Here is a 21,347-nt window from a genome sequence, read left to right as displayed (position 1 = left end):
AGCAGGGAGTGGAAGGTATGAACGACAAGCTGCGTCAGCTGATCGATAGCATTGCCCAGCCGGATGGGGTGGCGGCCTCGGCAGCTTCAGCCCATTTGGACCAATTAACAAAGCCACCGGGAAGTCTTGGAAAGTTGGAAAGTGTGGTCATTCAGCTAGCAGGAATTACAGGAGTGGATAAGCCTGAATTCGATCGTAAAACGGTTATGGTCATGGCTGCGGATCACGGGGTGTGTGAAGAGGGAGTCAGTGCCTTTCCGGCTGAGGTTACACAGCAAATGCTGTATAACATGCTGTCAGGTGGCGCAGCAATTAATGTGCTGGCACGCCATGCGGGCGCAGATGTCAAGGTGGTAGATGTTGGCGTGAATGCGGATGTCGCTCACGCGAATCTGGTGGACCGAAAGGTACGCATGGGTACTTCGAATATAGCTAAAGGGCCAGCGATGCTGCGTACGGAAGCGGAACAGGCGATTTTGGCCGGAGCTGGAGCTGTAATAGAAGCGGTCAAAGGTGGCACACGGCTATTCGTTACTGGAGAGCTGGGCATCGGGAATACCACAGCCAGCGCTGCGGTCGTATGTGCTCTTACCGGGCTAGAGCCGGAAGTTATCGTAGGCCGGGGAACGGGTGTAAATATGGCTGGGCTTACCCGCAAAATAGCGGTTGTCTGCCGCGCATTGGACGTGAACCAGCCAGATGCAAATGATGCGCTCGACGTGCTCACTAAGGTCGGCGGTCTGGAGATTGCCGCCTTGGCAGGAGTTATCCTCGGCGCAGCCGCACATCGCTGTCCAGTCGTGTTGGACGGCTTTATTTCCGGCGCAGCTGCCCTCGCAGCGCGTGCACTTGCGCCTGCAAGCGCTGCGTACATGCTCGCTTCGCACGCCTCGGACGAGCGCGGGCACGCGGCGGTGCTCCGCGAGCTCAAGCTGGAGCCCATGCTTCATTTGGACATGCGGCTCGGGGAGGGCACAGGTGGTGCGCTTAGCTTGCACCTGATTGATGCGGCGTGCCGCATTATGCGCGAAATGGCGACCTTTGCCGATGCAGGCGTATCGGACGGTCAGGGAGCCGCGCAGCGATGAAAGCGCTCGTGACCGGCGGGGCACGCAGCGGGAAAAGCGGCTTTGCCGAGCGATTATGCATGTCGCGCGCGCCTGGCGCATGCTACATTGCAACGGCGCAGGCCTACGACATGGAGATGAAGGAGCGCATCGCCCTTCATCGGGTCCAGCGCGAGTCTGCCGGGTACGACTGGCAGACGCTGGAGGAAGCGCAGGCGCTGCCGGAGCTGCTGCGACGGCTTGGCGGCGATCAAGCGTCGCAGCCATCACCCGCGCCTATGGTGTTAGTCGACTGCCTGACCCTGTGGCTGTCGAACGTGCTGCTGGCCGCAGGCGAGGACGGCGAAGCTGCGTCCAAAGTTGCCATTAATGAACTGACGGCAGCTGTGGAGCAGTACCCGGGGCAGCTTGTCATCGTGACCAACGAGGTTGGTGACGGCATTGTGCCCGAATATCCGCTTGGTCGGCTGTATCGGGATTTGAGTGGGGTTATGAATCAGCGGATTGCCCGTCTTTGTGATGAAGTATTTTTGGTGACGGCGGGTATTCCCGTAGAACTCAAACGGCTGGAATATAAGCTATGAGCCGCGAACGTCAGGCTGTTGCTGCTGCTTTTCAATTTTTAACGCGTCTTCCGGTGAAGGCGGAATTGGATTTTTCCCCGGATTTGCTTAAACGCAGTGCAAGTTATTATCCGCTGGTGGGAGTGGTCATTGGCATCATCGTCTGGGGCTTTGCGGCGCTTGCTTCTATGGTGCTGCCGCCGTTGCCGTGTACGATTCTTACTCTTGTTGTCTGGGTTTGGTTGACGGGTGGATTGCATTTGGACGGGTGGATGGATGCAGCTGATGCCTTGTTCAGCTACCGATCCCGTGAACGGATGCTGGAGATTATGAAGGATAGCCGTGTAGGGGCAATGGGCGTTATTGCTTGCGTGTTGCTGCTCATGCTCAAGGCTTCTTTGCTATATACGGTGCTGGTTGAACGGAATGTGTCTGGCTTGCTGCTGCTTCCGATGGTTTGGAGCCGCTGGTTTATGGTACATGCGATGAAGCGCTGGCCTAAAGCCCGTAATGATGATGGACTGGCTGCGCGTTTTGCTGATATGAGTGGTGGCCGCGTAGGGTTGGCCGTATTCTGGGCTGTATTAGTGACCCTGAGTGCTGCCGTAGGACAATATCTTCTGGCAGGTTTGGCTACAGCAACAAGGGATACTGGGAATCTGTCGTTGGCAGGATCATGCTTACAAACCTTGCCTTCATATTCTGAAAGCCTTCCAATCTCGATAGGTTTTGTGTTGATTCCGCTCTTGGCTTACGGTGTTGGAACCTTCACGGCAAACCGTATTAACCGCCGCTTGGGTGGACTTACGGGAGATATATACGGAACTTTAAACGAATTGCTGGAGACTGTTTTATTGTTGTTTATTGTCATTTTGTACGGGTTGTGACCAGATTTGAAATGAATTCGTTAAAGGGGAAGAGGCAATTGTCAACTTTCGAACCGTCCTGCACGAGCCCGGCAGCCGTATTGATGCTTCAAGGAACAGCGTCGGATGTGGGCAAAAGCGTGGTGACGACTGCGCTTTGCCGTATTTTTACGCAGGACGGATATCGTCCAGCACCGTTTAAGTCGCAAAATATGGCGTTAAACTCTTATGTTACCGAAGACGGCAAGGAAATTGGACGCGCTCAGGGGGTGCAGGCTGAGGCCTGCGGTATTGAGGCCACGACCGACATGAATCCGATTCTGATTAAGCCGGTCAAAGATATGCACTCACAAATTGTTGTACACGGTGTACCTTATGCCTATATGAGCGCCTCCGATTACCGGAGGGATTTTTTGCCAAAAGCCAAGCAGACCGTTATGGATGCTCTGAATCGGTTGCGCGATACCTATGATATTGTCCTTATGGAAGGGGCAGGCAGCCCGGCAGAGATTAATTTGAAGGACCGCGATATCGTAAATATGAATCTGGCAGGTTGGGCGGATGCTCCAGTGTTGCTTATTTCAGATATCGACCGGGGCGGTGTTTTTGCCTCTCTCGTAGGAACCATCGAGTTGCTGGAACCCCATGAAGTACAGCGTATCCGCGGATTTATCATTAACAAATTCAGAGGCGATCTGTCTCTGCTGCAGCCGGGATTAGACTGGCTGGAGGAACGGACAGGCATTCCTGTACTCGGTGTATTGCCCTATCTACCAGACATTCGCATTGAAGCAGAGGATTCGGTAGTACTGGATAAGAAGCCCAAGCTATCTGCAAAGGATAAAGAACTGGATATTGCAGTGATACGATATCCGCGGATTTCCAATTTTACGGACACGGATGCTCTGGCCGCAGAGCCGGATGTGAGTGTTCGTTATGTCACAGAAGCCGGACAGTTGGGCGTACCGGACGCCATTATCTTACCGGGGACCAAAGACACCATTGGAGACCTGTTGGAATTGCGTGAGAGAGGTCTGGAGAAAGACATTCGGCAGGCTATGAATACCGGCTGCACACAGCTAGTTGGCATTTGTGGAGGTTATCAGATGCTGGGTACAGCGCTATTTGATCCCGAAGCCGTCGAATCTGGGTTGCCGCAGCAGGCAGAGGGGTTAGGTTGGCTGGCTCTGTCCACGACCTTTTTGAAGGAAAAGCAAACCGTACGCGTACAAGGAACCCTGTCTAATCATTGTCCGCTTTTGCTTAGCGCTACGCCTGATTCGGGTTATGCCTCTAAGCCAAGCATTGAAGGTTATGAAATACATATGGGCGTTACGGAGTATGTTACGGAACCATACGCACCTACAGATGGAACTTTAAAACTAAGCGAAATGAAAAGGTTATTCCATATCCGGCGTGGCGAAGGAACAGTTTTTGAGGAAGGCTGGGGTACGACAGACGGTAAAATATGGGGAACCTATTTGCACGGTGTGTTTGATAATGACCGTTTTCGCCGATGCTGGCTGGATGGATTGCGACAAGCCAAGGGCTTGGCACCTTTAGAAAGCACTTTTACTGTACGTGAAGCCAAGGAACGAGAGTTTGACCGTGTCGCAGAGGTGGTTCGGGCTCATTTAGATATGGAGCAAATTTATCGTATGATGGGAATGAATTCATAAACTTCATAAAATGATTATTTAAATCGCTCTTAAAAATAAAGAGGTATCTCTACAGCCATTTTCATGACTGAGAGATACCTCTCTTTATTCAGGATTTTGCAAAATCCTCTATGGTATCGGCTTACGTAATTTTAAATTTTTGGACAGCCTTTTGCAGCTCGGTTGCTTGTTTGCTTAATTGGCGAACAACCTCGCTGTGGCTTTCCATTTCATTCAGTTGCTCATCGGCATTTAAACCGATTTCCTGAATCATATGCTGTGCATTGGCAGCGATGAGAGCTGTCTCTTCCACGGAAGCAGATACTTCTTCCGAGCTGGCGGATACTTGTTCCGTTGCTGCAGATACCGTTTGAATCGTAGCATTGATCTTTTGCATAAGCTCACTTAGCTGGTTAAAGGCTGAGCTCGCTTGTTGAACCATTTCCGTTCCCGAATGAATTTCACGGCTCACCTGGGTCACAGAGTCCACAGATTGTTGCGATACTTCTTGAATGGTAACCAAATAGTCGGAAATTTCTTGTGTGGCTTCTTTAGATTGCTCCGCAAGCTTGCGCACTTCTCCGGCTACTACGGCGAAGCCCCGTCCATGTTCGCCCGCACGGGCAGCTTCAATGGAGGCATTCAGGGACAACATTTGAATTTGCTTCGTGATATCGAAAATAGCCGAAACGATACTACCAATGGCTTCTGAGCGCTCATTCATACTATGGATGTATCGAAGCGATTCATCGGCAGCATGTCCTACCTGTGACATTTGAGCTACAGCTTTTTGAGCGAGCGTAGTACCGTTAACCGTTTCTTTTGTCGCTTCACTGATTTGATCGGATACATCATTGGCAGAGGAGGCGATGTGCTGAACACCTTGAGCGATTTCCTCCATAGCCTGCGCATTTTCAGCAGCAGCTGTAGCTATGCTGGTACTGCCCTTTGCTATTTCCTCTGCGGCAACTGTAGAATCCTGGACTTTTACACTCATAGCCTCAGTCCGACGAAGCAGCTCGTCCGATCCTCCAACAACCGCACCGGATGTAGAAAGCATATGGCCGATCATTTCTTTTAAGTTATGAGACATCGATTGGAAGCTGCGGGCAAGTTGCGCAATTTCATTGACGCCATGAACCTTCGCTTCTTGTGAAAGATCACCTTGAGCAATTTTTTCGCTATGACGAACCAATTCAGCAATGGGTTTTACAACTTTACGTATCACGAGGGTAGAAATAATTCCGCCCAGCAGGAGTGTTGCCACTGTAATACCTATGCAAATCCATAGAATTTGTTGGGATTTTTCTTGTACGAATCCAACATCTTCGTTCACGCCCAGAACTAAATTACTACCCGATATAGCAAAGAAGGCGGTTTTGTGTACTCCGTACGAATCGCTATAAATTTCACTGATATTCATCTCGCCTTGTTTTGCTTTTTTTACATCCTCTACAGGAATGAGTGCATCCTTGACCTTGTATACTGATTTTACATTCCGTGCGACGACTTCGGCTTTACCATCCTTCACTACCGCGATATATGCCGATTCTAATTTGAGGGTATCGACTTTGTCCTGCAGATAGGATTCCATCTGTATAGCGGAGCCGGAATCAGAACCGCTTCCTTGCCCGGCCTGAACAGCTAAGGAAATATTGAGATCCTGATATACATTTTTAGCCCCAATTTCTAGCAATTGGTCTACCTGAGGCATGACACTGTTATTAATGATACTCATGGATATTGCATAGAAACTGATGCTGAACAAAAGGGATGCAAAGAGCTGAATCAGCAAAAACATAATTCGTAATTTCGCGCCAATGGAACGATTAAAACTCTTCATGAAAATTCTCCTCTCACATGATGGTAATAAAGTCAGACGAATTCCCCTGCTTGATGTAGGCCGCTTGTCCAATAAGATGCTAGACACGCCATGATCTACTTGTTTTCCTCTCCTTGCTTGAAGAAAAGACTGAAAATGTTCGGATTCTATGTATATTTCAGCTGTATTCAAGGAACAAGAATGTGAAAGGGAAGTAATCCATGATTTACTAAAAAGTAGGTTAGACCTATTTTACATAATTAACAGGCGGTTGAATAGTCATATTTGCCCAAAAACAAACAAAAAATATATAACTATGGTCTTAGGTGTTTAGATGTAAGTTTGATGTAAATTATCAGGTGCATAAAAACGAATAGATTACTCCTTCTATAAAACTATTGTAAAAAAGAAGTAATATAAGTAGCATAAGGAATACCGCTTTTACGACAATATTCTTCTAAGCTTGGTTTGGTAAGTTCGAAAGTGTTCTTCAATATACATATAAAAGGGGAAAAGGTAGTTATGAATGGGGATTTACTTTCCAAAGAAATGATTTCGCAGGTCAGAGGAGAAGATGAACTAGAGCCGACTTCCGGCAGTAACAGAGCTGCTACAGGGGGAAATCCGATAAGTCGTCTATTAGATTATGTATCAGGCGTATTCACTCCGATCTTGCCGGCAATGATTGGGGCAGGAATCATCAAGGTAATTATATTAGTTTTAATGTCCTTCGGTTTATTGTTGTCTGATCCGCAGGTATATACTATTTTAATGGCTATCAGCGATGGGATGTATTACTTTCTACCTATTTTTGTTGCGGCAAGTGCGGCAAGAAGGCTGCGCAGCAATGTATTTGTTGCGGCAGCCATCGCAGTATCCGTATTCCATCCCCAACTAACAAGTTTATTCCAGTCAAGTGAGGAGGTACGTTTTGCCGGTCTGTCAGTTATAGACCCACAAGCTGCTTCATCTATAGTACTCATACTTGTTGTCGTTTGGATAGCATCGTGTGTCGAAAGATGGTTAGACAGGTATACCCCTTATTCACTTAAATTATTGGTTGTCCCGACTTTGACACTGATACTCACTATACCTTTGATGGTGTTCGCTTTCGGACCACTGTGGAGTTATCTCGGCCAATATGTATCGGATGGACTAGGCTGGTTGTTTGACAATGCAGGAATATTTACAGGGCTGTTGCTCGGAGGTGCGATGTCTTGGCTTATTATTGCAGGCATGCAATATATAATGCTACCGATTATGATCAGCTCGCTTACAACATTGGGTTACGACCATATTTTTCCCGTGGTCATTGCAGCGGCTTTCGCTCAGGCTGGCGCAACATTTGGCGTATGTGTTAAATCCAAAAATGCCAAAGTCAAAACGCTGGCTGCGTCCACAGGTTTGTTAGCCATGCTGGGAATCATTGAACCGGCCATGTATGGTGTCAATATCCGTTTCAAAAAACCGTTAATAGCAGTTATGATTGGCGGAGCCGTTGGTGGGGCTTGTATGTGTTTGTTTGAAACAGAGCTTACTGCTATTGGTACGTCTGCTGGGCTGCTCAGCTTACCTTTATTTTCTGAACCCACGCTTGTGTACGGTATTGTGGGTATACTGATTTCGTTTGTTACGGCTGGCGTAATTACGTATTTTATGGGCTTTGTGGATGAAAAAGATGAGCATTCGCAAGTAGTATCTACATCTGGCATGAATGCTTCTCCGAACTCGGTTGTGGAAAAGAGCCCCGGCAGCTAAATCGAATACGTGTCGTTGTGTCAGGATAACAAACAGCAAGCCTTCATCTTACGAAGGCTTGCTGTTTGTCATTTTGATAAATCTAAGGCTGGAGCAGATTTATTATTTTTATTTCAATAAAACCTACAAAAATAGTTGGCTTTGTGATATAGTAATCTTCGGATTGAAGGGTCACTTTAGAAAACATCTTACGTTGAAGTTTGGAGGAAATGATATATGGATACCTTCTTTATTATTTTGAATGTCATCGTGCTGCTTGCACTGCTCGGCGTGTTGGTCTGGATGCAGAAAAAGCACATCTCCTTTACAAAAAGGGTATTTGCCGCACTTGGCTTCGGACTGATCTACGGGGCTATTCTACAATATGCCTATGGGGCAGGCTCAGAGGTCATTACAAAATCAGTTGATTGGTTCAACCTCGCAGGTAATGGTTATGTCCGTTTGCTGCAAATGGTCGTTATTCCGCTTATCATGGTGTCGATTATTTCGGCTATTATGAATTTGAAGGGAAGACAGAACCTTGGCAAAATCAGCGTGTCCATTATTGCAGTACTACTGATTACAACGGCAATTGCTGCTTCAGTGAGTATTGTAACCAGTCTGTCATTTGATTTAAAGGCCATTGAGATTCAAGGTGGAGAAAAGGAACAAGCACAGGGCTTGAAGATGGAAGAGCGCCTTGGAACAGTTCAGGACATGACCATTCCACAGCAGGTGCTGGAATTTATTCCTTCAAATCCTTTTGAGGATATGACGGGAGCACGTCGTACGTCGACGCTGGCGGTGGTTATTTTCTCGGCTTTTATCGGGGTGGCTGTGCTCGGATTGGATCGTAAAAAACCGGAACAGGCGCAAACCTTCCGTAAAGTGATCGATGCAGTGTACGCTGTAGTGATGCGGATTGTAACGCTGGTGCTGAGATTGACACCTTACGGTATTTTAGCACTGATCACTAAAGTAGTAGCTACGACCAATCCAGATGAAATTTTGAAGCTAATCAAGTTTGTGCTCGCTTCTTATGTGGCTTTGTTGGTCATGTTTATCATTCATCTTATTTTGCTGGCCTTGTTCGGCTATAATCCGGTGACGTATGTGAAAAAGGTATTGCCTACACTGGTTTTTGCTTTTACTTCTCGTTCCAGTGCGGCGACCATTCCGTTAAATGTTGAAACGCAAACGAAAAAACTTGGTGTGTCCGATGGCATCGCGAATCTGTCTGCGACCTTGGGAGCGACTATTGGACAAAACGGCTGTGCTGGTATTTATCCGGCGATGCTGGCGGTTATGATTGCTCCAACCGTGGGTATTGATCCAACGAGCTGGGATTTTATCCTCACGCTTATTCTAGTCGTTACGGTCAGCTCGTTCGGCGTGGCGGGTGTAGGCGGTGGTGCCACTTTCGCTTCCCTGATCGTGCTTTCCACCATGAATCTTCCAGTGGCATTGGCAGGATTGCTCATCTCAGTCGAACCGTTGATTGATATGGGTCGCACAGCGTTAAATGTCAATGATTCTATTACCGCAGGTCTCATTTCAGGCAAGGTGCTCAAAGAGAACGATCAAGACGTGTTCAACAATCAAGGTATGGATTTGGATGCAACGGCGCACTCTTAAGTAAAAGATAGACAAGATGGTGTAAACTACAGTCTCATATCGCATCTATCGCATATGTAACACATGCACTGTGCACCTCAATACTTAGAGTCGACCTTAAGGTCGGCTCTTTATATTAGGCTTAGGACAGTGTAAATTATAGCTGTTCACGAATCCTAATCTATGATACATTAAAATAATGTTTTTCCGGCTTGCTTCGGATGAACCGCGGTTCGCAACCATCCCGCGCTATCAAAACTAGGAGGATTTCATGTTTAATCTGTTATGGGGGGCAGCTTTTGTCCTCGTCAATTTTATGTTCTTTTTGTTATGTTTTCGGTTGTTCGGTAAAAAAGGGCTGTACGCCTGGATTGGTGTTGCTACTGTACTAGCTAACATTCAGGTAACCAAAACGATTGATCTGGTCGGCATTACCACGACATTGGGAAATACGATGTATGTTTCTATGTATATGGCCAGCGACTTGCTGAATGAAAAATATGGGCCTAAAGAGGCGCGTAAAGCTGTGTGGTTCGGCTTTTTCACTCTGATTATGACGACGGTCACGATGCAAATGGTGCTGCAATTCGAGCCTACTGCAACGGATTTTGCCCAGACCCCGATGCAACAGCTGTTTGGATTGTTGCCAAGGCTTGCGCTTGCCAGCTTGACAGCCTATGCAGTCAGTCAATTGCTGGACGTGCGTCTGTACGCCTGGATTCGCAAGTTTTTCCCGGAACGTCATCAGCTCTGGATTCGCGGCAACGGCAGCACGATGATCAGCTCGTTTATAGATACGCTCATTTTCTGTACTATTGCCTTTTACGGTTATGCATGGGGGATATGGATCGAGATATTATTCACCACCTACATTTTAAAATTTGTACTGACCGCGGCGGGTACACCCATTTTGTACATTGCACGCAATTTCCGCTTTATAGAAGAGGAGGGGCAAACCCTAAAGCCATGATGGCTTGGGGTTACCCCTCCTTTTTTCTGCTTTTTATATAATGAATAGCGATGGGTTTATCCGAGCACTGTCAGTTCTTTTGGAAAAGAGGTAAGCACTTCAACACCATCAGAGGTGACCAGAACGTCATCTTCAATCCGCACACCGCCGAGGCCTGGCACATAGATGCCGGGTTCGATTGTGAACACGAAGCCTTCATGAAGCAGATCGCTATTGCCTCCGTGTACAGATGGATATTCGTGAACACTCATGCCAAGGCCGTGTCCAACTCGATGGTTAAAGGCAGGGCCATATCCAGCGGATTCAACAACAGCCCGTGCTGCCTGATCTACGGATGCGCAGGAAACTCCCGGGCGAATGGCGGCAATTCCTGCTTCGTTCGAGCGAAGAACCGTATTATAAATTGTTTCGAGCTCAGTCGATAGCTTTCCAAAAGCAAAAGTACGTGTAATATCCGAAGCATAACCATCGGAATATACGCCCATATCAAACATGAGCAGATCGCCGTGTTGCAGCTTGCGGGTACCCGGAACACCATGAGGCAAGGCTGTTTTGGGTCCAGACAGCACTGTTGTGTCAAAAGACGGGCCATCTGCACCGATTTTTTTCATCTGGTATTCGATTTCGGCCACCAGCTCGACTTCCGTCACCCCTTCACGCACATGGGTGAGACCGTGACGAAGGGCATCTTCCACCAAACGAGCTGCATGTTTCAGACGTTGTACTTCCTCAGGAGTTTTTCTCACACGCATTTCTTGAAGCACTGGACCCAGGTCCACATATTGAGCCGCGCCAATGGCAGTATGTAGCTGTTCGTAACGGAGGACGGAGACGTGCTCCTTTTCCAGTGCGAATGCTTTCACACCGGTGCCTGTGCGTTGACGAAGCAGATCATATGGATTGTCCGTATCGGTGTGGGTGGATATACGAGTCACAGAAGAAGCAGCTTGGGCGGCTTCTGCATCCAGGGCGGGTACGATCAGTTCTGGTTCTTGGTCCCGAAGCAACACCAGACCAAGAAAACGCTCATGCGGATCACTGGCAAAGCCCGTCAGGTAGTAAATATGTTTAGGATCGGTCACAAGCAGGCCGTCCCAAGACTGTGACTTCAGTTCATCATACAGTCGGGTTATTTTCTCATTCATAAAGTCTCATTCCTTTCTGCCTATTTATTCATTATAGCTCTTCATACATCATTATTTATAGCATGGAATGACTTATTCTCTTTCCTGACTTAATGTTTGCAGACGTGCCTGTACATTCTGATCATAGTAACCACCATGGTAGCAGAGTACCTTATCAACATCCAATACAGTCAGTTTATCGAGGCTCTTTAGGGCCAGTGGCATATCCGGCGTAGCCGACTCAGCGGGACCGACCAGTTCACCTTCGACTACCAGCAGTTCATCTGCTGCCAACAGCAGCTTTTGTGCGGGCACATACAAGCTGATATGCCCGGGAGTGTGGCCGGGTGTATGTATAATCTGTATTCCTCCACCATAGGGTAGATGCTCACCATCCTCAAGAATATGAGCAAAGCGCAAATCTGGCAGGCGGCGAATCAGATCCTCTGCTTGTTGCTTGAGCGTAGTATCCAACTGATTAATCCGTTCCGGCGTTAGCTTCACAAATGGTCGCTCTCCTGTCATATAAGGGACGTCATCCTTATGGGCTAACAGGGCAGTATTCGGCAGCAAGTCCAGCAGTGCATGAACATTTCCGATATGGTCAATATCTTGATGTGTTAAAATAATTCTTTTCAGGCGGCTGATATCCTCACCCACATCTGAAATAGCCTTGCGTAATGGCTCCAATTGGCCGAGCATTCCCGTGTCAATCAGTGTAAGTCCATCCTCGTCCTTGAGCAGTACAGGATAAATGGTTGTTTTTCCAAAAAAAGATTCCATAGGTATTTCCAAAATCAAGAGTTGAGTTCCAATATTCATATTAAGCTGCTTCAGAATCCTTGACTCCGAAACATACCTCCCGTCTCGTCATGTTAAATCGCTTACTCCGTTTTTGTTTTTCTTCAAGCTCTATTATAAAACCCTTTGGGACTAATCCGCAAAACAACTCGATATGGCTGATCGGGCGCTTGTCTTGTACAATAAATAAATCACACAATAGGAGGCGGATACGAATAATGAATAACGACCAATCTTTTTCCATTGAATTTGCATGCAAAGAGGATCTTCCCGATATTGTGGACATTTATAATTCTACGATCGCAGGACGAATGGTCACGGCAGATCTGGAACCGGTGACAGTGGAAAGTCGAATTCCATGGTTTGAGGCTCATCAGGAAAACCACCGGCCTTTGTGGGTTTTAAAACAAAAGGGTACAATTGCCGGATGGGCCAGTCTTCAGTCCTTTTATGGGCGTCCAGCTTATAACGGTACAGCAGAAATTAGCATATACGTCCATGAGGATTCTCGTGGAACCGGAACAGGAAGTCGACTGGTGCAGCACTTGCTAAATGAATGTCCGAGACTGGGGATTACCACGTTGTTGGGATTTGTTTTTGGTCATAATGAGCCAAGTATTGGGCTGCTACGGAAGTTTGGTTTTGAGCAATGGGGGTACTATCCGCGTGTAGCTGTGCTGGACAGCATAGAGCGAGATTTGGCGATATTGGGTAAGCGAGTGGATGAATAAGCTTATGACATATAAATATTCTTTGTAACGTGTACAGAAAAAGGCTGTTTCCAAAATCGTCTCATACACTGCAGATGATTTTGGGAGCAGCCTCTTTTGCTTTTCTATTTTCATCGCTTTTAGCGCTGTGGTTTAAAACGTATACTGTGAAAAATCTGATTAAGCACTTCAGACAGCACCAAACCAACAGCAATCGCTCCTGCGATCATCAGCGTGCTCATCGCCAGCTCCAGTGCCTGCGGATAATGTTGTTGTACGAACTGGCGCATGGCATTATAGGCCATTCCCCCTGGAACGAGCGGAATCATGCCTGCGACACTGAAAATAATCACAGGCATTTTGTACAGCCGCGCAAAGCCTTGACTGACGATGCCGATGAGGATCGTTGCCAAAAGGCTGGCGCTCACAGGTCCCATGCTGTCCGTAGTTGAATAATAGACCAGCCAGCCTAGCATACCGACGAAACCGCATTGCAGCAGCGAGCGCCGGGGGGCATGGAAAAGTATGCCGAATGCAGCGGTGGCAATAAAGCTTGTGAATAATTGTGCAAGCATAGACTTGAATCTCCTCCGAATCACATATAAGAAATGATCACCGCAACGCCAGCTCCAATGCCGAAAGACGTCAGGCAAGCATCGGCTCCCTTGGAAAGACCCGAAACAAGGTGCCCGGACATTAAATCACGGATGGCATTTGTAATTAACAAGCCTGGAACCAGTGGCATGACAGAGCCAATAATAATTTTATCCATCATCTGTCCCCAGCCTACTATCGTTAATAGAGCCGCCAGCAAACCGATTAGAAAAGATGCAGAAAACTCTGAGAAAAACTTAACCTTAACGAGCCTGTGAAAATACTGTACGGCTGCAAATCCGATACCTCCGCATAACACAGCTGCGGGGAAATCTCGCCAAACTCCACCAAACATGATCATAAAGCAACCGCTGGCCAACGCAGCAGCCATCAGCTGTATACGGTTAGAATAACGGAGGGGACCACATTCAATCTCCGAAAGCTCCTTGACGGCAGCGCGGGGAGACAAATCACCTGTGCTGATTTTACGTGAAATGGAATTGACCTCTGTCACCTTGTGCAAATCGGTGGTCCGCTCTACGATGCGAATGAGCGTGGCAGGCTCCGAGTCATTAATGGCAAAAAAAATCCCAGTTGGTGTGACATAGCTATGGGACTGGGATATGCCATAGGCCGAAGCAATGCGGGACATCGTGTCTTCAACACGATAGGTTTCGGCTCCATTTTGCATCATCAGTTTGCCCGCCAACAGACAAACCTCAATGATTTCAGGAGTAGGATAGGAATGATTATTCATGCTCGCTCTCTTTCATTCGTACCGGGCCGTTCGACCCTATTATTTTCATTTATTGTAGCACAAAAAGCCGCCTTTTCGGAGGCGGTTAGGTTAGGGGAAATCCAAGGAATTCGTCATGATTCTATCATATCAGGAATAACGGTATAGTAGGACTCTTCCAGATATGTTGCGGCCTCAGATAGGCCCATCAACTTAAGCTGTCCAGCTACAAAAGCACGAAGGGCAGAATGGGTGAACAGATGCCGTGTCTGGGCATCTCGAATAAAGGCCAGTCTGGCTTCACGCGAACCGTTGTGGAATAACTCACGCACAGCTTCGCCTTGTTGTTCCCAAAGGAAAGGCTCCGTTACGGTCAAGAGTGCACTCTCCTTAGAAGAGCTATGCTTCGCAGAAGAAGATACCTGAATGCCCAAGCCGTTCAGCGTAGGAGCTGCTTCATTGTGCTTCCGTTCTGTACGCAAACTATCGATATAGGCAGCCATATCCTGAATCGGTTCGATACCAAAGCGTTCCCGGAAGCATTCGCGTACAAACGCGGTACGTTCATCTACAACCTGAGGCAGTCGCTGACCTGCATGTCCAGAATAGTCATCTCCACTGGCGTAGTATCGTTGTAATGAACTGTTCTCTGTATAAACAACACTTAAAAAATCCTGCAAATGACGGGCAACCACCCATACACCCGTCCAATCGACGGGAGATACGCATACGATAGGGGCCTGTGAAAGGTCCTTTTCAAGACCAAAATCCGTTAAAAAGCCATAATGTATTCCGTCCACCCCTGCATGGGCAAAAGGAATAACATCTGGTGGTGTAGCCATATATCGTGGCGCGCGGCCCTGCTCCATAATCAATCCCAAATCAAAACTCAAAGAATGCCGGTTCGCTTCGAGCTCCTTTTCAAATTCTATAAGTGCCTCAATCAAAGGTGTAGCTGATCCATAGGCTAGGTTAGAACCGGAATCCATCGTGTATGCCTCCCTTATCCAATACATCCATAAAGCGTCCATCCCTAAAAGGTACGTGATTTTACACGAAATGTAAACCTGTATGACGAATCTTTTCAAAAATGTGACCTTTTACCCGTGTGTTGTCAAATAAAACGCTTTCGGGCAAAGCAGGACAAGATACCTATATTAGCTCGGTAGAGAAGTAAAGTGAGTTTGCGAAAATGCGGTCTTTTTCAGTGTATGTTAGCAACCGTGAAGTGTGAATGCAGGAGCGCAGTGTGAAGGACAGGGTGCAACGCAACAGGCCAACGGGTATAATATCAGGACAAGGTGAAAAGGAGCGACATCCGAAGATTTAACAGAAAGAAGTGGGCATATGAACTTGCAAAAGAAGGCTATTTTTTTTGATGTAGATGATACGATGTACGATCATTTGCACCCTACACGCGATGCATTGCGAACAGTATTAGGATTGAGTGAGCGTTTTCCTTTTGAGAAAGCCTACCATCGTATTCGCTATTATAGCGATGTACTATCGGCTAAAGGAGGACTACTGGAGGGGAAGGCAGGGACGCATGAACTGGATGAGATGAGAGAAGGCCGTTTCATTCTGGCTTTACAAGAATTCGGGATAGAAATTACCCGTGAGCAGGCAGAACATGTTCAAGAAGAATATTTGGATCGTCAGTACCGAATTGAGCCTTTTGAGGGGGCTACCTCGTTAATAAATGATTTGAGCTCGGCTGGCTTTTTAGTTGGATTAATTACCAACGGTCTTGAAGAACACCAGATGAGCAAGATCAAGGCTATGGCGTTGGAAAATCATGTTGCAGCAGAGCATATCTTTGTATCTGGAACCGTTGGCTATGCCAAGCCTGATCCGCGCATTTTTGAAGTAGTGAACGAACGGACAGGAACGTTAGCAGAGCACTGCTGTTACATTGGGGATTCCTGGCGCAATGACGTGGCGGGAGCTATAGCTGCGAATTGGCAGGTGATCTGGTTCAATCACAGGAACGCTCCCCCGGAAACTGACGTGCTAGGGATCTATAAAACAGCAGCAAGCTATGCAGAGTTAAGAAGGTTGCTTTTGCCGGACGCTCGTTAGACACGGCACATACCGTTTTTTCTAAAAGAATCAACCTATTTTGAAGCCATTCCCAAAGCTAACCCGTAATACTATTTATCTGTTATAGATCTAATTTCATTGGTAATGGTTTAGAACAGAAAAGGAGGGGATCGCGCATGGTAGAACAATGGAGGCAGGCAGAAGACATCATAAGTCAAGTGACCGTATACAGTACAGAGGATAATGATCCGGTTACCATTAAAACAGCCACTCAAGACGTCCGCTGTATTGGCATCGGGACAGATGCGGCCGTATTTACGCTGGATACGTTGCCAGGCTACGCATTCAAGGTGTACTCAGACATGGCGATCGACAAGAAAGATGCGGAGGCCGACGTATATGAGCGTTTGCGAGGGTCTGACTTTTTTCCTCATTATTACGGAAAAGGCGACAAGTATATTGTCATAAGTTATGAATCCGGTATTACGCTGCTGGATTGTTTGCTGCAAGGAATTCCTGTGCCAGAGCAGGTCATTCTGGATGTGGAAAAGGCGAGAGAATTTGTCCGATCCAAGGGGCTGAACCCCCGTGACATCCACCTCAAGAATGTACTCATGCAAGACGGGCGTGCCAAGGTATTGGACGTATCTGAATACGTGAAGGAAGGCGATGACAAGCGCTGGGAGCATTTGGTGTGGGCGTATCATACGTTTTATTCCGGTATCTCGGAGGTTAAAGTTCCCTCATGGATTTTGGATACGATTAAAAAATGGTACTACAAGCTGGACAACTCCAACTTTAATCTGGAGGAATTTGCCCAGCGTGCCAGTCAATTGTTCTCTAAATGGAGGTCATAACCGCTGTGGAGATAACGGATATGCAGCCTGATCTTCCCATAGCAAAAAGGATTGCACCCGCATTAGGGGAGCAATCCTTTTCTTTTATCTGAAATCCCGAGGCACTCTTCTCGCTGTACCGCTCGCAATCGCGGCTTGAATTACCTTTTCACGCACCCGTTGAACCGCACTCTCGTTAAATACACCAGGGATTATATACAGCTTGTTTAGTTCTTCAGGACGGATCGTGCCTGCGATGGCTTCTGCGGCCGCCAGCTTCATCTCTTCGTTGATTTCACGGGCACGGCAGTCGAGCGCCGCTCGAAAGATGCCAGGGAAACAAAGCACATTGTTAATTTGGTTAGGATAGTCCGAACGTCCGGTGGCGATGACACCCGCAATGTCCTCGACGTCCTCTGGCGCAATTTCAGGAACCGGGTTAGCCATAGTGAACAGTACCGGGGCTTCTTTCATACGTTTCACGTCTTCTCGTTGCAGTAGCCCGCCTGCCGAGAGTCCGATAAACACGTCAGCGTCCTTCAGAACCTCGGACAGCGTGCCAGACAGCCGTTCGGGGTTGGTATGCTGTGCATACCAGTTCCACATCTGATGCTCGTATGTTTCATCCGCTGTAAGCGCTCCGTGACGATCTACGCCAATGATATTGACTGCTCCTGCAGATAGCAAAATTTTCGTACAGGCCACACCTGCAGCCCCGATACCACAGACGACAATTTTGACGTCAGACAGGGCCTTGCCGACAACCTTGAGCGCATTGATCAGCCCTGCGTACAAAACGACAGCTGTGCCGTGCTGATCGTCATGAAAAACAGGTATGTCCAGCTCGTTACGTAACCGCTGTTCAATCTCAAAGCATCGTGGCGATGAAATATCCTCCAGATTAATACCGCCAAAGGCTGGGGCCAATTGCTTAATGGCCTTAATGATTTCTTCGGTGTCCTGCGTATCCAGACAGATGGGAAAGGCATCGACGGACCCGAGCTGCTTGAACAGCATAGCTTTGCCTTCCATAACTGGCATGGCTGCATAGGGACCGATGTTGCCTAGCCCGAGGACAGCGCTTCCGTCAGAGACGACGGCGACCGTGTTGCGCTTGATCGTCAAACGGAAAGCTTTGTCCGGTTCCTCGTGAATCGCCATACATACGCGTGCCACATCGGGGGTATATACCCGGGATAAGTCATCGCGGTTTTGAATGGGGACCTTGGGCTGCATTTCAATTTTGCCCCCGAGGTGTAATAGGAAGGTACGATCAGAGATGGATAATACCTTAACACCTTGTGCTTTTTTAATCCGGGCAATCATTTGATCGATTTCTGCTGGATCAGCAATGGTGACTGTAATATCTCTCACAGTGACCTTCTCAGAGGTGCGGATGACGTCAATGGCGATTACATCCCCGCCATGTTCGTTTACCAACGTAATCAATTGACCAAATTGGATGTGCTCTGTGGAAATTTCCAATCGTAAAATGATATTTTTACCGCCAATACCGCCTTGCATGCAAATTCCTCCTTTGTCTTCCATGACAAAATCATACGTAGGATCGATTGATTGCGCTTACAATATGAAGCGGATGTAAAATCTATGCTGATATTTCAAATTAATGGTTTCTTCCCCTATCATAGTGAACAATCACTCGCTTGTACAGATTAAGTTGAGTAATATCTTTTATTTTGCATCAAAAAAAGGACGAAAGCCTGGCTGTATTTCAGTCCAAGCGATCATCCTTTTTTTCAATGAAATGATTCACTTTATTTTCACACATTCGATCTGTTACGTCATATTTTTACCGTAGTAAATTTCGTCCATTTCAATTTTGAGACGTGTTGATATATTTTGTTGCTCTTTTTCAGTCAGACTTTCCTTGGTGTAGCCGAACAGGTAATTGTCTAAATCGAATTGTTTTAGCTTACATTTGGTATGGAAAATATTTTCCTGATACACATTCACGTCGATCATGTCATACTGACTGCGCACTTCGTCTGGAATATAGTTTTGAATGGAGCCGATATCATGGTCGATGAAAAGCTTATGTCCATTCATATCACGTGTGAAGCCGCGTACCCGGTAATCAATCGTCATAATGTCGGTGTCGAAAGAATGAGTCAAATAGTGGAGTGCCTTGAGCGGGGAGATTTCCCCACAGGTAGAGACATCAATATCTGCTCGAAACGTACTGATCCCCTCGTCTGGATGATATTCCGGGTAGGTGTGAACCGTAATGTGGCTTTTATCCAGCTGTATCACGACAGATTCAGGTAGGGGGCCTGGTGACTCGGCATAAGATTCAGTCGGAACCTCCACAATGGGTCCCTCTGATATAAGTACTGTCACGCTGGCTCCTTGAGGAACATAATCCTGCTGGGCTACGTTGAGCACATGGGCGCCGATAATGTCAGATACATTTTTTAAAATAGCTGTCAGCCGATCTGAGTTATATTGTTCATCAATATATTCAATATACGCCTCGCGTTCTTCTTTGGTTTTGGTGTAACAAATATCGTACATATTGAAGCTCAATGATTTGGTCAGGTTGTTAAATCCGTGCAGGGTAATCCGCTGTTCCGGTGTTATGGTCATAGGCTATTTCCCCTTATAGTCGCAGTATTCATACATAATATTCCCAACACGCCTTTTCATATACCGATTCATAAAATCAGTTCTGTAGCTGTTAGATTAAAGGCTTGAACAAGTATGTCTTACCCGTTTGGCATAATTAAAAACAGGCAGGGGAGTGGCTTTGTTTTTACATGTATGGAAATTTTAATGTATATATACTTTATTTCTTACTCAGCAATTTTTAAGTAACAGGACTTATAATATGAACTATGTATACGAAGAAGGAACTGAACTGACAGAGAACTCGTAGTAGAACTTAAGAACCAGGTTAGTAATTCAGTAATTTAATGTGTATCACCTTCACAATGCCGAAAGCTTAACCGAATATGATTATAGACCCGGAAAAATAGTGATTTTGTATATTGCATAAATCGAGAAAGCAACTTCAGCTAATAATATGCGTATAATAAAATAAACGTAAGAAGCTGAGAATTATGAAGTTGAAATGAATTTGTTAGCGAGTTTAATTTACAAACCGATCCCATGTTACTGTCAGGATTTTGCACAATTCGATTCCAGTCGCTCCGAAGTGCAAGATATAGACGAACTAAACTACTTCGTTCTATACCTTTGTTCATTGGAAGTCGCTTATTGGATTTTTGCAAAATCCTTTACTGTAAGAAAAACGGTGGAAGGAGTATCAAGATGCTGGCTTTGTCCGATCCGGCCTGGACTCTGCTCCAAGGCCCTTATGGTTCTTCTCAATACGTCCCGGAAATGTTGAAGCAGCTCCAAGCCGGATATGATGGCGAAATGGCTGACACCTTGTATTGGGAGGAGCTGTATCACCAAAATACGTTGTATACTTGTACATTTGCGGCTGTACCTTACCTTGTAGACATTGCGTTAAAAAGTTCTGATATAGGGATTCGTGCAGATATATATAACATTTGCGGAATATTCGAAGCGAAGAATAACAATCCCTTACATACCAAAGTTCCTTTGGAATTTACAAGGGATCAGGTGAAAGTGGATTCTAGTCTGGCTGAATATATTTACGCGCAATATCGGTGTGCCATTGTCCGACTTGCAGAATTGACTGAAGAAATGATGCTCTATGCGAAAGAACACGAAGGAGATGTCGGTAAACGCTATGTTCTGGCTGCGGGTGCCGCTTTTCAGGGTTATCGCAGCATAGCTTATATGCTACAAAGCTTCGATACTGGTGACGAATATACGCTGGATTGTCCGCATTGCGGTACCCCGCTCTATATTTGGCCTGATGAACAGAATGACACCCTGGTTGTCTATGATAAGGATCCTGTAAATTCAGATAATCTGGTTCCCCGACCGATCCGCCCCCGTTCATTAGATCATAGAGGTGCTAATATGCAGTGGTTACACGAATATGCCCAAAAAATTGAAGAGAACAAGCTGATTGCCCAATTACCCTATTTAAATGGTTGGGTAGATTGTCCAGTGTGTAATACGCCCATATATATATGGGATGAGTTGATGAAAATGGCTGATGGTGTTCGGAGGTATACCGCTTAATCAATCAAAAAAGGGTGCTGTCCTTCTACAGCCCCCTCATTTCCTCTTCTATTTTTCTATCTAATCTCCGTA

19 protein-coding genes are annotated in these 21,347 nt (G+C 46.6%); 11 read left to right on the top strand and 8 right to left on the bottom strand.

Annotated features, from left to right (window positions below; genetic code table 11):
- Nucleotides 1-17: 17 nt before the first annotated feature.
- Genes cobT through JOD82_RS15330 form a run of 4 tightly spaced genes read left to right on the top strand, consistent with a single transcriptional unit; the run spans nucleotide 18 to nucleotide 4,175 of the window.
- A complete protein-coding gene (cobT, locus tag JOD82_RS15345; RefSeq protein ID WP_029516392.1) occupies nucleotides 18-1,088 on the top strand; it encodes a nicotinate-nucleotide--dimethylbenzimidazole phosphoribosyltransferase in 1,071 nt (356 codons plus the stop codon).
- A complete protein-coding gene (gene cobU, locus JOD82_RS15340) occupies nucleotides 1,085-1,651 on the top strand; it encodes a bifunctional adenosylcobinamide kinase/adenosylcobinamide-phosphate guanylyltransferase (protein WP_069012672.1) in 567 nt (188 codons plus the stop codon). Before cobT ends, cobU begins: the two co-directional genes overlap by 4 nt.
- A complete protein-coding gene (gene cobS / locus JOD82_RS15335) occupies nucleotides 1,648-2,517 on the top strand; it encodes an adenosylcobinamide-GDP ribazoletransferase (RefSeq protein ID WP_069012673.1) in 870 nt (289 codons plus the stop codon). Before cobU ends, cobS begins: the two co-directional genes overlap by 4 nt.
- Before the next feature lie 38 nt (nucleotides 2,518-2,555).
- A complete protein-coding gene (locus JOD82_RS15330; RefSeq protein WP_069012674.1) occupies nucleotides 2,556-4,175 on the top strand; it encodes a cobyric acid synthase in 1,620 nt (539 codons plus the stop codon).
- Between the two features lie 121 nt (nucleotides 4,176-4,296).
- Here the strand turns inward: JOD82_RS15330 and JOD82_RS15325 are convergent, their stop codons facing one another.
- Nucleotides 4,297-5,997 (bottom strand): methyl-accepting chemotaxis protein, encoded by a 1,701-nt coding sequence (locus tag JOD82_RS15325; protein WP_069012550.1) that lies wholly within the window; start codon nucleotides 5,995-5,997, stop codon nucleotides 4,297-4,299.
- A 501-nt stretch (nucleotides 5,998-6,498) separates the two neighbouring features.
- Between JOD82_RS15325 and JOD82_RS15320 the strand changes: the two genes are divergently transcribed.
- The 3 genes from JOD82_RS15320 (at nucleotide 6,499) to JOD82_RS15310 (ending at nucleotide 10,297) form a co-directional block, all read left to right on the top strand.
- On the top strand, nucleotides 6,499-7,734 hold the full coding sequence (locus JOD82_RS15320) for a PTS transporter subunit EIIC (RefSeq protein ID WP_069012551.1): 1,236 nt from the start codon (nucleotides 6,499-6,501) through the stop codon (nucleotides 7,732-7,734).
- A 216-nt stretch (nucleotides 7,735-7,950) separates the two neighbouring features.
- Nucleotides 7,951-9,348 carry an L-cystine transporter gene (locus JOD82_RS15315; RefSeq protein WP_029516398.1) on the top strand — a complete coding sequence of 466 codons (1,398 nt, stop codon included), beginning with the start codon at nucleotides 7,951-7,953 and terminating at the stop codon, nucleotides 9,346-9,348.
- A gap of 250 nt (nucleotides 9,349-9,598) precedes the next feature.
- Nucleotides 9,599-10,297 (top strand): queuosine precursor transporter, encoded by a 699-nt coding sequence (locus JOD82_RS15310; protein WP_029516399.1) that lies wholly within the window; start codon nucleotides 9,599-9,601, stop codon nucleotides 10,295-10,297.
- A gap of 56 nt (nucleotides 10,298-10,353) precedes the next feature.
- Here the strand turns inward: JOD82_RS15310 and JOD82_RS15305 are convergent, their stop codons facing one another.
- Together JOD82_RS15305 and JOD82_RS15300 are read right to left on the bottom strand one after the other, a co-directional pair.
- Nucleotides 10,354-11,442: a M24 family metallopeptidase gene (locus JOD82_RS15305; RefSeq protein ID WP_069012552.1), complete on the bottom strand. Its 1,089-nt coding sequence runs from the start codon at nucleotides 11,440-11,442 to the stop codon at nucleotides 10,354-10,356.
- A gap of 72 nt (nucleotides 11,443-11,514) precedes the next feature.
- Nucleotides 11,515-12,243, bottom strand: coding sequence for an MBL fold metallo-hydrolase (locus tag JOD82_RS15300; RefSeq protein ID WP_069012553.1), 729 nt, complete (start codon nucleotides 12,241-12,243; stop codon nucleotides 11,515-11,517).
- A 197-nt stretch (nucleotides 12,244-12,440) separates the two neighbouring features.
- Between JOD82_RS15300 and JOD82_RS15295 the strand changes: the two genes are divergently transcribed.
- Nucleotides 12,441-12,953 carry a GNAT family N-acetyltransferase gene (locus tag JOD82_RS15295; RefSeq protein ID WP_069012554.1) on the top strand — a complete coding sequence of 171 codons (513 nt, stop codon included), beginning with the start codon at nucleotides 12,441-12,443 and terminating at the stop codon, nucleotides 12,951-12,953.
- Between the two features lie 119 nt (nucleotides 12,954-13,072).
- Here the strand turns inward: JOD82_RS15295 and JOD82_RS15290 are convergent, their stop codons facing one another.
- The 3 genes from JOD82_RS15290 to JOD82_RS15280 all read right to left on the bottom strand — a co-directional run bounded on the left by JOD82_RS15290 (nucleotide 13,073) and on the right by JOD82_RS15280 (nucleotide 15,251).
- Nucleotides 13,073-13,507: a threonine/serine exporter family protein gene (locus tag JOD82_RS15290; protein WP_013309318.1), complete on the bottom strand. Its 435-nt coding sequence runs from the start codon at nucleotides 13,505-13,507 to the stop codon at nucleotides 13,073-13,075.
- 20 nt (nucleotides 13,508-13,527) lie between these two features.
- Nucleotides 13,528-14,283, bottom strand: a complete 756-nt coding sequence (locus tag JOD82_RS15285) for a threonine/serine exporter family protein (RefSeq protein ID WP_029516404.1) — start codon at nucleotides 14,281-14,283, stop codon at nucleotides 13,528-13,530.
- A 113-nt stretch (nucleotides 14,284-14,396) separates the two neighbouring features.
- Nucleotides 14,397-15,251 (bottom strand): hypothetical protein, encoded by an 855-nt coding sequence (locus tag JOD82_RS15280; protein ID WP_029516405.1) that lies wholly within the window; start codon nucleotides 15,249-15,251, stop codon nucleotides 14,397-14,399.
- A 358-nt stretch (nucleotides 15,252-15,609) separates the two neighbouring features.
- On the opposite strand from JOD82_RS15280, the gene JOD82_RS15275 reads away from it, so the two are divergent.
- Together JOD82_RS15275 and JOD82_RS15270 are read left to right on the top strand one after the other, a co-directional pair.
- Entirely contained in the window at nucleotides 15,610-16,341 is a 732-nt protein-coding gene (locus JOD82_RS15275) for an HAD family hydrolase (protein WP_069012555.1), read from the top strand.
- A 137-nt stretch (nucleotides 16,342-16,478) separates the two neighbouring features.
- Nucleotides 16,479-17,159, top strand: a complete 681-nt coding sequence (locus JOD82_RS15270) for a serine/threonine-protein kinase (protein WP_029516407.1) — start codon at nucleotides 16,479-16,481, stop codon at nucleotides 17,157-17,159.
- 84 nt (nucleotides 17,160-17,243) lie between these two features.
- On the opposite strand, the gene JOD82_RS15265 is transcribed toward JOD82_RS15270, so the two are convergent.
- Nucleotides 17,244-18,662, bottom strand: coding sequence for an NAD-dependent malic enzyme (locus tag JOD82_RS15265; protein ID WP_029516408.1), 1,419 nt, complete (start codon nucleotides 18,660-18,662; stop codon nucleotides 17,244-17,246).
- A 273-nt stretch (nucleotides 18,663-18,935) separates the two neighbouring features.
- Nucleotides 18,936-19,742 (bottom strand): adenosylmethionine decarboxylase, encoded by an 807-nt coding sequence (gene speD, locus JOD82_RS15260; RefSeq protein ID WP_029516409.1) that lies wholly within the window; start codon nucleotides 19,740-19,742, stop codon nucleotides 18,936-18,938.
- A gap of 684 nt (nucleotides 19,743-20,426) precedes the next feature.
- Here speD and JOD82_RS15255 point away from each other — a divergent pair.
- Nucleotides 20,427-21,275, top strand: coding sequence for a hypothetical protein (locus JOD82_RS15255; protein ID WP_069012078.1), 849 nt, complete (start codon nucleotides 20,427-20,429; stop codon nucleotides 21,273-21,275).
- The last annotated feature ends 72 nt before the right edge of the window (nucleotides 21,276-21,347 follow it).

This window comes from Paenibacillus sp. 1182 (assembly GCF_017833915.1).
In the GTDB taxonomy this organism is placed as follows: domain Bacteria; phylum Bacillota; class Bacilli; order Paenibacillales; family Paenibacillaceae; genus Paenibacillus; species Paenibacillus polymyxa_D.
Note: the sequence above shows the minus strand (reverse complement) of the source record. Positions and strands in the feature narration are given on the sequence as shown.